6 protein-coding genes and 3 pseudogenes are annotated in these 15,172 nt (G+C 66.9%); 6 read left to right on the top strand and 3 right to left on the bottom strand.

Features of this window, described 5'->3' with window-relative positions:
- Positions 1 to 295 precede the first annotated feature (295 nt).
- Positions 296 to 1,423: an NADH:flavin oxidoreductase gene (locus ACZ6C1_RS35165; protein WP_469246900.1), complete on the bottom strand. Its 1,128-nt coding sequence runs from the start codon at positions 1,421 to 1,423 to the stop codon at positions 296 to 298.
- Positions 1,424 to 1,685: 262 nt separating this feature from the next.
- Here ACZ6C1_RS35165 and ACZ6C1_RS35170 point away from each other — a divergent pair.
- From ACZ6C1_RS35170 to ACZ6C1_RS35180, 3 genes and pseudogenes are all read left to right on the top strand, one after another.
- Positions 1,686 to 1,948, top strand: a pseudogene (locus tag ACZ6C1_RS35170) (type II toxin-antitoxin system Phd/YefM family antitoxin).
- A 459-nt stretch (positions 1,949 to 2,407) separates the two neighbouring features.
- Entirely contained in the window at positions 2,408 to 2,935 is a 528-nt protein-coding gene (locus tag ACZ6C1_RS35175) for a hypothetical protein (protein WP_469246901.1), read from the top strand.
- 142 nt (positions 2,936 to 3,077) lie between these two features.
- Positions 3,078 to 3,374, top strand: a pseudogene (locus tag ACZ6C1_RS35180) (helix-turn-helix domain-containing protein); the annotation flags it as partial.
- Between the two features lie 57 nt (positions 3,375 to 3,431).
- On the opposite strand, the gene ACZ6C1_RS35185 reads toward ACZ6C1_RS35180, so the two are convergent.
- Positions 3,432 to 5,159 (bottom strand): cutinase family protein, encoded by a 1,728-nt coding sequence (locus tag ACZ6C1_RS35185; RefSeq protein WP_469246902.1) that lies wholly within the window; start codon positions 5,157 to 5,159, stop codon positions 3,432 to 3,434.
- Positions 5,160 to 5,541: 382 nt separating this feature from the next.
- On the opposite strand from ACZ6C1_RS35185, the pseudogene ACZ6C1_RS35190 reads away from it, so the two are divergent.
- Positions 5,542 to 6,089, top strand: a pseudogene (locus tag ACZ6C1_RS35190) (winged helix-turn-helix domain-containing protein); the annotation flags it as partial.
- Positions 6,090 to 7,640: 1,551 nt separating this feature from the next.
- The gene (locus tag ACZ6C1_RS35195; RefSeq protein WP_469246903.1) at positions 7,641 to 13,940 is read left to right on the top strand and encodes an RHS repeat domain-containing protein; all 6,300 of its coding nucleotides are present in this window, start codon (positions 7,641 to 7,643) and stop codon (positions 13,938 to 13,940) included.
- Between the two features lie 68 nt (positions 13,941 to 14,008).
- Here the strand turns inward: ACZ6C1_RS35195 and ACZ6C1_RS35200 are convergent, their stop codons facing one another.
- The gene (locus ACZ6C1_RS35200) at positions 14,009 to 14,410 is read right to left on the bottom strand and encodes a hypothetical protein (protein WP_469246904.1); all 402 of its coding nucleotides are present in this window, start codon (positions 14,408 to 14,410) and stop codon (positions 14,009 to 14,011) included.
- Between the two features lie 264 nt (positions 14,411 to 14,674).
- Between ACZ6C1_RS35200 and ACZ6C1_RS35205 the strand changes: the two genes are divergently transcribed.
- Positions 14,675 to 15,130, top strand: a complete 456-nt coding sequence (locus tag ACZ6C1_RS35205) for a hypothetical protein (RefSeq protein ID WP_469246905.1) — start codon at positions 14,675 to 14,677, stop codon at positions 15,128 to 15,130.
- Positions 15,131 to 15,172 lie beyond the last annotated feature (42 nt).

A 15,172-nucleotide genomic window follows, 5' to 3' on the forward strand; every position in this document is an offset into this window, starting at 1 on the left:
CCCCCCCCCCCCCCCCCCCCCCCCCCCCCCCCCCCCCCCCCCCCCCCCCCCCCCCCCCCCCCCCCCCCCCCCCCCCCCCCCCCCCCCCCCCCGCCACGATGACGCTCCCCCCGGGCCGGGCCCGACGGGGCAAGGTGCCGGACGGTCCGTCCCGGCGTGCCGGAAACCCAGGCGCCGCGGAGGGCGCGGTGCCGGACGGTCGGCCCAGCGGCGCCCGGCCGGATGCTGCCGTCCGGCGCCCTCGGGGCGGCGCCGCCGGACGCTGTCACCCCGCCGGTGGCCCCGAGGTGGCCGCTTAGCTCAGCGTCTTGAGCGCCGCCGCGTCGTAGGACTTCAGCTCGTCGAGCCGGTTCGCCAGGACCTTGGCCGCCCACTGCGGGTCCTGGAGCAGGGCGCGGCCGACGGCGACCAGGTCGAACTCGTCGCGCTCCAGGCGGTCGAGGAGGTTGTCGATGCCCTGGACCGGGGCGCCCTCGCCCATGAAGGCGCGGATGAAGTCACCGTCGAGGCCGACGGAGCCGACGGTGATGGCGGGCCGGCCGGTGAGCTTCTTCGTCCAGCCCGCGAGGTTCAGGTCCGACCCCTCGAACTCCGGGACCCAGTAGCGGCGGGTGGAGGCGTGGAAGGCGTCGACACCGGCCGCGGCGAGCGGGGCCAGGATGGTCTCCAGTTCCTCGGGGGTCTCGGCGAGCTTGGCGTCGTAGGCCTCCTGCTTCCACTGCGAGTAGCGGAAGAGCACCGGGAAGCCGGGCGAGACGGCCTCGCGCACGGCGGCCACGATCTCGGCGGCGAACTTCGTACGGGAAACGGGGTCGCCGCCGTAGGCGTCGGTACGGCGGTTGGTCCCCGACCACAGGAACTGGTCGAGGAGGTAGCCGTGGGCGCCGTGCAGTTCGACGCCGTCGAAGCCGATACGCTCGGCGGCCGCGGCGGCCTCGGCGAAGGCCCCGATGACATCGTCCAGGTCGCGCCGGGTCATCGCCTTGCCGCCGCCCTCGGTGCCGTCGAGGCGGATGCCCGAGGGGCCGACCGCAGGGGCGTCGGGGTAGGGGGCATCGCCCTGCTTGCGCACCATGCCGATGTGCCACAGCTGCGGCACGATCCTGCCGCCCGCCGCGTGCACGGCTTCGGCGACCCCGGCCCACCCGGCGAGCTGCTCCTCGCCGTGGAAGCGCGGTACCCGGTCGCTCTGGCCGGCCGACTCGTGCCCGACGTAGGTGCCCTCCGTGACGATCAGCCCCACACCTGCGGCGGCGCGGCGGGCGTAGTACGACCGGACGTCCTCGCCGGGGACGCCGCCCGGGGAGAACTGGCGCGTCATCGGCGCCATCACGATGCGGTTCGGAACGGTCAGGCCGTTCAGCGAGACGGGCCGGGAGAGGATCTCGGCCGCGCGGGAGGCGGCGGACTCGGTGACGGTCACAGGGGTGCTCCTCGGGGTACCGGGCGGTATGTGCACGTGCATCCACTACAGGTGCACGCGTCAACCGCACCGGCGGCGCTCCGATTCCCGCACGCCGGTCGAACCGCCGTGTGATCCCGGACACGCCGGCCCGCCGTACCGGCCGCCGTGCTCACGACGGGCATCCTCACCCGGAGCGGCCGCCGCCTCGACAGGGGCCGCCCTGTGGACACGATCCCGACTCGCACCACGTCTTGCACAAGTCGAGAAGGGAGGCGGCAGCATGCCCATCACCACCAGCGAGGCGCGCCAGAACCTGTTGCCACTGATCGAGCAGGTCAACGAGGGCCACGCGCCGGTTCACATCACTTCCCGCAAGGGGAACGCCGCCCTCATGTCCGAAGAGGACTTCAGCGCGTGGACCGAGACAGCGCACCTCCTGCGTTCCCCCAGGAACGCCCGTCGCCTGCTCGACTCCATCGCCGAGACGGAGGCAGGCGCGCCCAGCACCGCGAGCTGATCGACCCCGGTGCGGAGCGTGCGTGAAAGGCTTGCCGATGCCCTTGAAGGTCGAAGCGGTAGGCCACCTCGACCATGCGCGCCTCGACATCGCGACGCCCCCTCTCCACAGCAAACCGAGCAAAAGCCGGATATCAGGGCAACCCCCCGGTTGTTCCTTGGAGGGCTACCGCCGTAACCAGTGACGGGGAGGGGATCCACCTATGGCGGTTTCTGTCCCCTAAGGGCTGTCCCGCTTTTGCAGTCAGGGTGTTCCGGAAGCCTCGCGTCATGTGCGGCTGGAGTCTGCTCCAAAGGCTCCGTAGCCGTTTGCCCCACAGGTTGGCGACGCCGGTGGCGGACCGGTTGTCGACACGGCGTCGTTCGACTGGCTAAATGATCGACAGCTTGGGGTGGAGGGGCTAGGTCAGCCCGTACTGGGGTGGGGGAACTGGTATGCCAGTCCAAACAGTGCCTACGCGGCCGACGCCCGGAACGTACGTGGTCATGGCGGCGTGCACCGGTGTCGCGGCCGTCCTGCTAGGGACGCTGTACCTGATCTACCGGGACATGGCGATCACGGGAGGCTGCGGATCACGGTACGGCGGCGCATGTTCCGGGAAACAGTCCGCACACATCTTCGCGGCGCTCGTGGTGATGCCCGCCTCCGTGGCGTGCCTCATGTTCCTGGATTGGGCTGTCTTCCGCCCGTACCGCCGGGGCCACGAGGCATACCGCCTCGTTGTCCCACTTCTCCTGGCGGCGGGCACAGTGGAGTTGTTCACAGCACATGTTCCCCTTGGCGGCGCAGCCGCGCTCCTCGGCGCCGTCGGGGTTCTCCTGGCCTTCCGTAAGCCGGTCGGTGTGCGGGGAATGGTGTGGGGGCTGAGCCAGGACCGCCTCAGGGCGCTGACGACCGATCCCGAGGCGGAACCGTTGTCCACAGGCCAGAACGTACTCTTCCTGTGCGCCAACGCCATCGGGACTGCGCTGGGACTCTTGGGTGCCGACCGGCTGCACTCGTCGCTGGGATGAGCTGAGCCGACCGTTCGCGGCCCGGCGGGAATACCATCTCCTTCACGCTCAGACGCTGCTTCATGGGGCAGGTGACCGCAGGCTGAACGCTGCGGTACCGCGCTGGAGCAGGAAGGACTCTCAGCAAAGGAATGATCCCCCAGTGACTGCTGTGATCACGGCGTCGAAGCCGTCTTGGATAGGTCCGTTCGCCCAACTGAGTCTGCATCAGTTCGGCAGGCTGATCGCCGCGCTGCGGTGGGAGTGGGCTGACCTGGTTCGCCAGGGCCGACCGTGGAGCCTGCCATTGGAGAAACGGCTGCTCCTGGCCGCTGCGTACTGGCGCGCGAACCTGACGTTGCGGCAGCTCGCCCCGCTCTTCGGCATCTCGAAATCGGCCGCTGTCCGCATCATCGACCACCTCGCTCCGTCAATCACCCTGCAACCCCGCAAGCGATTCGGGTGACCGGGAAGCGGCGCTGGCCAACTGCCATACAGTAGATCATTTATTGGACATTTAGTCGCCGCCACAGGGAAGCGTGTTCGCGAATTCGCTATCTCCCGCAATGAAGGACTCAACAGTGCCTTGATCGTTCATCAGGAACGTGATGACCTTTCCCTGAAACTGCGCCCCACGGGGGGTGAAGATGATCTGGTCCACACCAGGCGCTATCTCATTTACTTTCACGTCCGGTTCATAGGTCGCGAGCACCTCGTCCTGATGGCTGCCTACGTGGATTCCCGAGGCCGTTCTGATCGACGTCGACGCCGTCGAACCGACGTAAATGGCTACAAGCCGGTCGTCGTTGGAGAACCGAAGCAGCAGTCCTTGCGGCCCTCCGTCGATGGCCATGTCCGTGCAGTCCGGACCGCCAGGGCCTTTGGGAATCCGAGCGCCAACTGCCCGCTCGGCTTGCACCCGGCTCATCCCCAGGCGCAGGGGGCCCATACCGTTCACCGTGATGCGGTGTGTGCTCAAATCTGTACGGGTAGATTTGTCCGCATCAACTTCGGAACGCTTGACGAAACGGCTGCCATCCCACTCCCAGGTGACATGGCGAAGTATCGACGGACCGGTGGCATGACTGTCACCCGGCCCAAAGAAACGGACATCGGCAGTCAGCCGGCCATTCCGGAACGCCACGGTGCCCGGCTGGTAGCGGGGCGCGAGCCCCTCTACGTCGAACGTCGGCGTCCTGCCCACTTCCCGACCATCGACGGCACGGTAGACCCGCAGCTCGTGTAGGGAGAAATTGCTGGGCTGAGGGCTGCACGTGAACAGTACGGCGGTCACATCGCCAAGACGGCGCACCTTCCCGGATGTGATTCGTTGAATCTGCACACTCCAGAAGTCGTAGTTCCCGATGTCGCTCCCACCGGCTCTCACGCTCCCTCTGCCATTCCGTACAGCGACGGGCACAGCCTTGCTCACGGTGTCGCCGCAGGTCACGCCATAGGTACGGTTGTTCCAGTCAGTGGGGACCCGTGACGCCAGGAACTTTCCACCCTCAGTGGTGGATCGGCCGGAGTAACAGTGGGCCGAAGCGGGGCACTTCATCGGCACTCGCATGTCCTTGAGCCGCTGCGCCAGATCTCGCCCGTTATCCCGGTACCCGGTGCCGCACACTGGATCGCCGCGATTGCAGACACTATGCACCTTTTCGGGGAACGGTGGATAGGGCGTGCGCAGGCCACGGTTGAAGAGCACGGCCAAGCCTCTTCCCTGTCCGGGAACCCTCCACTGCGGATCTCCATACAGCTGCGCGGCGCGGACGAGCTGCCGCCGACGGGAGTCGGTGACCAGGAACTTGTCGACGACCCACGCGCCCAACGAGTATCCGGTAAGCACGAACGTCGTTGACGAACAACGCCTGACGGCCTGGTCCATGGCTTTCTGGACAGCCTCCACGCCGTCGTCTATGTCCGGCTCGATGCCGATCACGCTGTTCTTGGCCAGAAACTCGTTCCTGGACACCTTGGGAAAGGCGATCGCGTCCCGCTTCGGGGGAAGCGCCTTGGCGATGACGGCCGACTGGAACGATTTCCACGTGGCGTTGATGGTGGGTGACGTGAGGTCGCTCTGCTCATCCAGACCATGGAGTCCAAGGAAGTGAACGGGACAGCGTGCCGATGTAGCGGGCTGTGCTGCCGCCGGTGGCGTGGTCGGCTGGCTCACCAGCAGCCCAGTGGGCAGCACGAGGGTCCCTGTGACGGCGAGGAGTCTCTGGTATGCGCTGCGTGTCATGGTTGTGGCTCCGTACCTGGGGCGAGCCAGCCCGAGCTGAGCCTCCGGACACTTCCAGCACACCACAGGTCCCCCAGGCATGCATCCGGCCTTCGCGCCCCCAACGTCGACGTACTCCTGTGACAATCTGGGGGTGATCTCCGCGTTGGGCCGTGATGGTCGGCCGCTCGTCACGACGAAGCAGACCGCCTACTCGCTGGGCATGAGGCCTGGCGCCTTCCGTGAGTGGGCCAGACGCCGGGGCCTCAGCCCCACCGCCCGCCAGGCGCCACCGGATCGCGTGGGCCGGCGTTTCCTCGTGTCCCCAACGAGCAACTGAACCTGAACGAATGTCGAGGCGTTCCGGCAGATCCAGGTCTTCTGATTCGGTACTGCCGAGGCTGTGAGGTATGCGCGAGGTGGGGGCTTCACCGACGCGGAGAGGGCTACTCGCGAACGAGTGCGTGCTGGATGCGGTGGCCCGGTTTGAGGCCGGGCAGACGACCCGAGCCATCGTGACCACGCTTAGAGTGTCGGAGCGGTCGATGGAACGGTGGCAACGTCAATGGCGCGAGGGCAGTGCAGCTGGCGTCGCCTCGAAAGCCTGGCCGCTCCCGGCCACCCGACGGCCAATCTGTGCGATTGGAACGGGAGTTGAAAAGCGGTCCACTCGCGCACGGCTGGGCTGATCAGCGGTGGACGTTGGCCAGTGTGAAGACTCTGATCGGTCGGATGTTCCACGTCTCCTCCACCGTGGAGGGCACAAGGCGATTGTTGCAGCGGCACGGCTGGTCGCGGCAGCAGCTAGCACGGCGAGCGATCGAACGCGACGACGATGTGGTGGACCTGTGGAGGAAGGAGGTCTGGCCGCGGGTAAGAGCATCGCGACGGCCGCGACGAATGGATCGTCTTGAGGACGAGGCCGGTCAGTCGCCCCGACCTGAACCCGCAATAAGGTATCTGGTCGCTGGTCAAGCTGCCAGGATCTGCCCATCTGGACTGAAAGCCACAGAGGAAACGGGGCGGCCGACATGGCCTCTCAGCGATTCACCCAGCGACATTATCGTCGCCGATTCTCGGCGTTCGTGCAGATCAGAGCAGGTAAGCTTGCTCGCCCACATCGGGCCATGCAGATCCTTGCGGATGCTTGTGTCCCCACAGCGTCCCCAACGTCCCCGTGGCGTCCCCAATGACCGCCCGTCGAGAGCGTCCAGTTGTCCAGGAGCGACGTCCGGGCAGGCCACCAAGCGCGGCCGAACAGGCGAGCAGCGGAGTGCCTTACCGGCGTAGCGGGATTTGACCCCCTGCGCCCGGGGTAGAGCCATGAGGTTTTCACAGGTCAGCCGCCTATCGAGAGCGCACTCGAAAATGCGGCTTGGCCCCTCCGGACGAAACCGACCATATGGGCGACGCTCGACTGAATGCGCGAAGTAGGACAGCACGCCGTCGTAATCGGCGCTGACGAGGTCACCGGCGCGGTAGTGGCGGGCTCCGTGAATGGCGACGAACCGTTCGGCACTGGGGTCGGGCCGCCTTGGGTAGCGGCGGGCGAGGCCGTGGCCGCCTGTGGCGGCCGTCAGGGCTTCCAACTCGTCGAGGGTGCCCTCCGGCACGGCCGGTGCGAGGTCGCCACAGGGCGGTGACTGGCGACCAGTGAGCGCCGTGGGTGCCTCGCGGGTCCACAACTCGCCGCGGTACGACCCGCCCCGGAGCCGCCCCGGGACGACCTGCGCTGCAGGGTCGCTCAGCACCGGAAAGCGACCCGAGAGAGGGGAATTACCGTCTGGACGGAAGGCAGGTGGTTCCGCTTCAGCCCAGGGACGGCTGGGCCGTTCAGATCGCATCCCACGGGTCAAGCGGCCGCACCGTCAGCTGATGGGAGCCTGGGCCATGGTCTTTCACCTCAAGCCCCCGCCACGAGAAGCCCGCGGACATCTTCCTCCGGTCTGCGCGGTTCGTGGGAGAGTGCGCGGTCGCGAGCGCGGCGGTCGTTGAGGCCGAGGTCGAGCGGGGTGGCGGTTGCGTTATTGATGGCTTGCTGGTGTGCAGGGCCCGTAGGGGCCGTGCCAATGAGGCTGACAGTGCCGGGATGTGAGGAGCTGCCCGCGGTGCTGGTGTTTCGGCCGAAGGTTGGCACCGGCCTGCTCCACGACCTGGTGGTGAGGGATGGCGTCGGCGTCTGGGGCGGGACTCGACAGCAAGCCAATAATCGTGCCGGTTTTATGCAGCACATCCCATTACTCCGACAAGGGCGTTTGAATATGTTTCTGCCATGGTGCGACTTCCGACCCTGTGTGGAATAGAGAATTCCAGTTGTGTTCGGTGGGTGTGCTGTTACTCTTCGCTGGCTCTTTTGAGGATGCGTTGTTTATGGGGGGGTACAGGGTGAGACGTTTCGGCATGCGTGGCTTGCCGACGCTTTTGTTCACCGCGGTTCTGGCCGGGGCGTTGCCGGGTGCAGCCGTCGCCGCAGGGCCGGGTGATTCGGTGAGGCTCCCAACGGTGAAGCAGCCGAAGGCAGTGCCGGTGGAGAAGGTCACCGTGGGGGGTGCGGAGCGAAAGGACGACGCTGCTGCGCGCCCCTGGAAGGGGCGGCCGAAGGTGACGTGGCCCGCGGCAGGCAGCGCCGAGTTCGATCTCGGTTCCCCGGGGGAGGCGAAGAACGCCGCGTCGCAGGCGATGGGTGGCCCGCACAAGAGCACCGGACCCGGACCACTGCCCGTGACGGTCACGCCGGGACGCCTGGCGACGGCGGTGGCCCGTGCCGGAGCCGGGGGCAAGCTTCCCCGTGGATCCGCCGCGGAACCCAAGGTGAGGGTCTCTGTCGCCGACCGGGACGCGACGCGCAAGGCGGGCATTGACGGCGTACTGCTGTCTGTGGGACGCAGCGACGCGGTGGCCGCCCCGGCAGCGGTCAAGGTGGCGGTCGACTACTCGGACTTCAGCGGGGCGTACGGGGGCGACTGGGCCAACCGGCTGCGCTTGGTGCAATTGCCGGCGTGTGTGCTGTCGACGCCCGAAAAGGCACAGTGCCAAAGCCGACGGCCCCTGGTGACGAAGAACGATACCGAGACCGGCAGCGTGTCGGCCGAGGTTCCGGTAGGCCCGGGTGTCACCAAGGCTCCTGCCGCGCGCACCATGACGGCGGCCGGCGCGACGGTGCTGGCGGTCACGGCCGGGTCCGGCGGCTCCACCGGCGACTACAAGGCCACGCCGCTCGAGACCTCAGGCTCCTGGGCCGCGGGCGGTCCGACGGGAGGGCTCAGCTGGTCCTATCCGATGGGCGTCCCTGAGGTGCCGGGCGGCCTGACGCCGGGCGTGGCGCTGGGCTACAGCTCACAGTCCGTTGATGGGCGTACGGCCGTGTCGAATAACCAGCCCAGCTGGCTGGGCGACGGCTGGTCATACGAGCCGGGGTTCATCGAGCGGAGGTACAAGTCCTGCCAGGACGACAAGACTGACGGTACGAACACCACCAAGGCGTGGGACCAATGCTGGTTCAACGACAACGCGATGCTTTCCCTCGGCGGCAAGACGACCGAGTTGGTCTATGAGGAGGGCAAGGGCTGGCATCCGGCCTCGGACTCCGGCGAGAAGGTCGAGAAGCTGACCGGAGCGGTCAACGGAGACAAGGGCACCGCCGGTGTCGACGGTGAAGGTGAACACTGGAAGGTCACCACGACCGACGGCACCCAGTACTTCTTCGGTCTCAACCGGCTGTCGGGCTGGAAGGACAACGGCACTGCCGCCGACGATCCGGTGACCAACTCCGCCTGGACGGTGCCGGTCTTCGGCAACCACTCCGGGGAGCCTTGCTACAACACAACGTTCACCAACGGCTGGTGCCAGCAGGCATGGCGGTGGCAGCTCGACTACGTCGTGGACGTTCACGGCAACGCCATGGCGTACTACTGGAACACCGAAAAGAACAACTACGGCCGCGCCTTCTCCGAGACCACCGGCAAGGGCACACCCACGCCCTACGTACGGGGCGGTTGGCTGGACCACATCGACTACGGCCTGCGGTCGGACGCCGTCTACACCGGTAAGGCGATGGGCCAGGTCCACTTCGGCGTGAACGAGCGCTGCCTGACCAACTGCGGCACCTTCGACGCGGCCAACGCGGCGTACTGGCCGGACACTCCCTTCGACCAGCACTGCAAGGACGGGGACGAGTGCAAGGACCAGTTCTCCCCCACCTTCTGGTCCCGTATGCGTCTGACATCGATCACCACCAAGGTACTCACTGGTGGCGCCTACAAGGCGGTGGACTCCTGGACACTGGCTCAGGACTTCCCCGCCTCGGGCGACGGCATTTCCCGGCCCATGTGGTTGAAGTCCATCACCCACACGGGGAAGGCCGGCGGCGACCTGGCGCTGCCGGCGGTGACGTTCATCGGTGAGCAGCGGGCCAACCGCGTCGACAAGACCGGGGACGGCCTGGCGCCGTTCGTGCGCCTGCGCATGTCGCAGATCACCACCGAAACCGGTGGCGCCCTGGGGGCGTACTACTCTCAGCCGGAGTGCACCGCCACGACGCTTCCGCCGGCCGACGGAACCAACAACACAAGGTGCTTCCCGGTGAAGTGGGCCTACGAGGGCGACACCGCGAAGCTCGACTGGTTCAACACCTATGTCGTCACCCAGGTCGTTGAGGGCGACAACCTCGTCGAGTCGCCGGACACCGTCACCTCGTACAGCTATCTGGGCGGAGCAGCATGGTCCAAGAGCACGGACGAGTTCACCAAGGCCGAGGACCGTACCTATTCCGTCCCACGTGGCTACGGGCGCGTACAAACCAGAACGGGGGCGGCGTCGGACCCGAAGACCCTGGCGGAGACACGGTACTTCCGAGGAATCGACGGGGACGCGGTGACCGACTTCGCCGGTGTCGCGGTCACCGACCGCGAGCAGTTCGCCGGCATGCCCCGCGCCACGGCTCTCTACAACGGCGAGGGCGGCGCACTGGTCTCCGCAACCTCCTCCGCTCCGTGGCGTTCGCCCGCGACAGCCACGCGAACCCGAGCCGGTCTTCCTTCGCTCCAGTCCTACATGACGGGCACTGAGAGGGAGGAGAAATTGACCGCTGTCACCGGCGGACAGCACAAGACCGCCGTCACGTACACCTTCGATGCTTATGGCATGGTCACCCGGACCTCGGACCTCGGCGATGTGGCCAAGACCGGTGACGAGACCTGCGCCACCGCCTACTATGCCCGCAACGCCGGCGCGTGGCTGCTGGACAGGGTCTACCGCACGGAGAAGACGGCGGTTGCCTGCGGCGAGACGGTGAGCCGCCCCGCGGACGTGATCTCGGACAGTCGCGTCTACTTCGACGGTACGACGACACTCGGCACCCCGCCCTCCAAGGGCGACGCCACCAAGGTCGAGCAGATCAACGGCACGGGCACCGGCTACGACATCGTCAGCACCACCCCGGTCACCGACTACGACATCTACGGTCGCCCGCTGAGCACGACCGACACCTACGGAAAAAGAAACACGACCACCTATACGCCCGCCACCGGCGAGGCCCCGACCACCATCGTGGTAACGAACCCGCTGGGCCACCAGATCATCACGAAGTCCGACCCGCTGCGTGGCCAGCCGCTGAGCGTCACCGACGCCAACGGGCGGGTGACCACCACGGCGTACGACCCGTTCGGCCGGATCACCAAAATCTGGCATCCGGGTAGGTCCGCCGCGACCTACCCCGACTCGCCGAGCTACACGTTCTCCTACCTCGTCCGCAACGACGGTCCCAACGTCGTCACAACGAGTGCTTTGGACCACAACTCGGTCTACCAGACGTCCTACGCCTTCTACGACGGCCAGTTGCGCTCCCGACAGACCCAGTCACCGGCGCCCGACGGAGCGGGACGGCTGATCAGCGAGACGTCCTACGACACCCGGGGCCAGGCATGGCGCACCTCCGGCACGTTCTTCGCCGGCGGCAAGCCGGAGCCTGTCCTGGTGACCGGGCAGGAACTCAACTATCCCGCCTCCACCGACACCCTCTTCGATGGTGCCGGCCGGACCACCGCGGTCATCTCCAAGAGGTTCGGGGACGAGACCAAGCGGGTTACCACGGTCTACACCGGAGACACCACCACGGTCATCCCGCCGCTGGGCGGCACCGCCAAGACCACGGTGACGGACGCCCGGGGACGCACCACCGCGATCAAGCAGTACACGGACGCCGCCCGCACCACCTTCCAGTCGACGAAGTACGCGTACAACAAGCGGGGACAACTGGCGCAGGTCACCGACCCGTCCGGCGCCCTCTGGAAGTACGGTTACGACGTCCGCGGCCGGCAGAACCACGTGGAGGACCCGGACAAGGGCGTCGCGAACGTCACCTTTGACAAAGGTGACCGGGCCACCGACATCACCGACGCCCGTGGCTCCACGCTGCACACCGACTACGACGAGCTGGGCCGCAAGACCGCTCTGAAGCAGGGCACCACCACTCTCGCGACCTGGACCTACGACACCGCCACGAACGGCAAGGGCAAGCCGGCGAAATCTACCCGCTGGATCGGCGGCAAGGCCTACGAATCCGCGGTCACGTTCTACAACGCTCTCTACAAGCCGGTCACCACCCAGGTCACCCTCCCGACGGCCCCGGAGACCGGCGCACTGGCGGGCACGTACAAGTGGACCACCTCCTACAACACCAACACCGGGCAGGTGATGTGGGTGCAGCAGCCCGCCGTAGGCGGGCTGCCGGCGGAGAAGATCACCAACACCTACACCGCCGCGGGCGGTTTGCTGAACACCGTGGGCGCGGGGGTCGACCCCGTCGTTTCGGCGATGACGTACGACCACTACGGGCGGGCGACGCGGGCCGAATACGGCGCCTTCGCCGCGCACCTGTGGAGCTCGTATGAGTACGACGAGCACACCGGCGCGCTGACCCGCGCCTACACGGACCGCGAGGTGGCGCCGCAGCGGATCGACGACACCCGCTACAACTACGACCCCATGGGCAACATCACCTCGGTCTCCACCGCGTCCGGCCAGGGCACTCAGACGGTGACGGATATGCAGTGCTTCTCCTTCGACGCCCTGCGGCAGATCACCGAAGCATGGACGGCCGCCCCGACTGCCCCGGGCGGCTGCGACGCGGGCCCGTCGGCCACCACGGTCGGGGGACCGGACGCCTACTGGACGTCGTACACCTACGGCCCCTCCGGCAACCGCAGGACCGAGGTGCAGCACAAGACCCCTTCGGGCCCAACCAGTGACATCACCCGCACATACGGCACACCGGTGGCGGGCAAGCACGCTCTGCCGTCGGTCAGCCAGACCGGTCCAGCGGGCACGACCACCGAGTCGTACACGTACAACGCGCTGGGCCAGACCGACACGCGCAAGATCGGCTCGGCGGCGGTACAGACCCTGGAGTGGGACGCGGAAGGGCACCTGGCCAAGACCACCCAAGGCGCGATGGTCACCAGCTACCTGTACGACGCGGAGGGCCAGCGGCTCATCCGGGCCGACTCGTCCGGCACGACCCTGTACCTGCCCGAGGGCAACGAGGCAAAGCTGGGCAAGGACGGGACGGTCGTCGGCACCCGCTACTACAGCGCCGGTGAGACGGTGGTGGCCATGCGGACCGGCGGGAAACTGACCTACCTGTTCGCCGATCACCACGGCACCACCACCACCCAAGTAGACGCGACCACCCAGGCTGTCACCCGCCGCAAGACCGGTCTCTTCGGCGGCCCCCGGGGCCCTCAGCCCGCCACTTGGGCCGGAGACAAGGGCTTCGTCGGCGGAACGCGTGACGTGGATACTGGTCTCACACACCTCGGGGCTCGTGAGTACGACCCGGCCATCGGCCGCTTCGTCAGCGTCGACCCGCTCATGGACGTCACCGACCCGCTCCAGATGGACGGCTACGGGTACAGCCACAACAACCCCATCACGCGCAGCGACCCGAGCGGCCTCTACGACCCGGACCTGATGGACTGGTGTCACCGGAACCCCGGGCAGTGCGAAGGGGGCCGGCCCAAGCAGGTCAAGCCGGAGAAGAAGCTGACGTCCGAGAAGGACGGCAAGGGGAACATCACCAAGGTCTACGACAAGAACGGTGTGCCTCATCACATCACCAGCAAGACCGATGGCCCGACGGCGGACACGGCGCTCAAGACGCTGAATGACGACCTGAAGAAGGCGGGCATGTACTACGACCCGAAGAAGGGCGACGGTGTCCAGTACCTGATCCAGGACGACACCGATCCGGATGTCAAGAAGGACACGCCTATCAAAGACGAGAAGGGCGACTCGGCGAAGGCCGGTACCACGTCCGACTTCGTCAAGGTCACCTGGAAGAATGGCCAGATCGTGGATGTCGACTCCTACGACGCCACGGGTTCCACTCGGCCGGCGGCCCAAGCGCGGGGGACGATCGACAAGAAGCTTCGCATCCAGTCGAACAACGTCATCTTCGTGGCCAAGGACATGACCCAGGCACAGGAGATGGCCGCCCTCTACGACGGGAACCCCAACGTCAGGGTGATTTTCCCGGAAGGGGACTTCGACTCACGGAGAGTCTTCATCGCCCCAACGTCGACCGTCAAGCCACCCGAGGGCAAGGTTCGTGCGTTCGGGCTGGTCGGCGGCGGTCTGGCTGTGGCGCAGGCGCCCGGCTACGTCCGGGATTACGGGTGGTCCGGAGCTGCCGTGGAAATGTTCAAGGACACCTTCGATCCCTTGGGCACGCTCGACGGCGACGAGTCGGTTCCGCCGCCCGGCGAGCCGTACAGCTGCGCCGACTACCCGGGGTCGTGTGGCTGAGTCGTCCGACTGAGGTCGCATGGAGGGGGTGCCCGCACGTCGTACGGACGTGCGGGTACCCCCTCCTTTCAGCTGTCCGGTCTGTCGGTCCGGCGAAGATATCCGGTGATGCTGTTCTCGTACGGTTCCCGCTCTGTGCGGGGCAACGGGACCTCGGTGAGCGAACCGTCGTACATCATCCACAGCCCGAAACAGTCGTCGTCCTCGTCCCGCACCAGAACCTGGACCGAGTGCGGGTCGGGCCACGGCAGCGATTCCAAGTGCGGCAGCAGTCCTCGCCAGTTGAGGCGTGTGAACTGGATCACCCAGGTGTAGCACTCCTCCGAAGGCGTGCTCGCTCCCGCGAACATATGGTCACCGACACGCGTGAAGCACTGGTGCCACTCACGGTTCTTGTCCGGCCGGGTCAGCGGCTCCATGACCTCTTCGGCGTGCCGCGCCAGCACGATGACTTCGACGTATCTGCTCATGGAGGCATTGTCTCAGCTGCGGGGCCGGCCAAGAAATGCATGAGACGAGACCGAAATTGCTTATGCACACCACGTCTCACTTGAGCGTTTGGGGTGGTCTCGGACGTCATATCCGATTACTCCGGCAGAGGACGTTTGAATTCGTTTTCTGTTAGGGTGTCACTTCCGACCCGTTCGGAATAGAGAACTCCGATTGTGTTCGGCGCGCGTACTGTTACTCTGCTCACGTTTTTTCAGAATGCGCTGTTTCATGGGGGGCAAAGGGTGAGACGTTTCAGCACGCGCGGCCTGCCGACGCTCGTGGTCAGCGCGGTTCTGGCGGGGGTGATGCCGGGTGTAGCCGCCGCCGCAGGGCCGGGTGATTCGGTGAGGCTTCCAAAGGTGAAGCAGCCGAAGGCAGTTCCGGTGGAGAAGGCTGCTGTGGGGGGCGTGAAGCTGCCTGACGCGGCCGCCGTCAACTCGTGGCGGAAGAAGGCGCCGAAGGTGAGCCGGCCCGCGGCGAGAGCGGCGACGGCTGAGGTGTCGCTCGGCAGGGGCGGGCATGCAGGTTCGCCACCCGTGTCGGTCTGTGCGGTCCCGGCCGCGAAGGGTGCACGCCAGGGAACCGGCCGGGCGAAGGGTGCTGCCCCGGCCGTGAGTACCACACCGTCCAAGCTCAAGGTGGCGGTCGCCAACCGTGAGGCCGCTCGCAAGGCGGGTGCCGAGGGTCTGTTGCCGTGAACAACTACGGCCGCAACGTCTCGACGACGGGTAGGGCCACGG

Source organism: Streptomyces sp. NPDC041796, from assembly GCF_055590785.1.

Coding starts and splice junctions, on each gene's coding strand:
- ACZ6C1_RS35185 (WP_469246902.1), bottom strand. CDS start 5,159: ATGACACGCAGCGCATACCAGAGACTCCTCGCCGTCACAGGGACCCTC.
- ACZ6C1_RS35175 (WP_469246901.1), top strand. CDS start 2,408: ATGGCGGCGTGCACCGGTGTCGCGGCCGTCCTGCTAGGGACGCTGTAC.
- ACZ6C1_RS35200 (WP_469246904.1), bottom strand. CDS start 14,410: ATGAGCAGATACGTCGAAGTCATCGTGCTGGCGCGGCACGCCGAAGAG.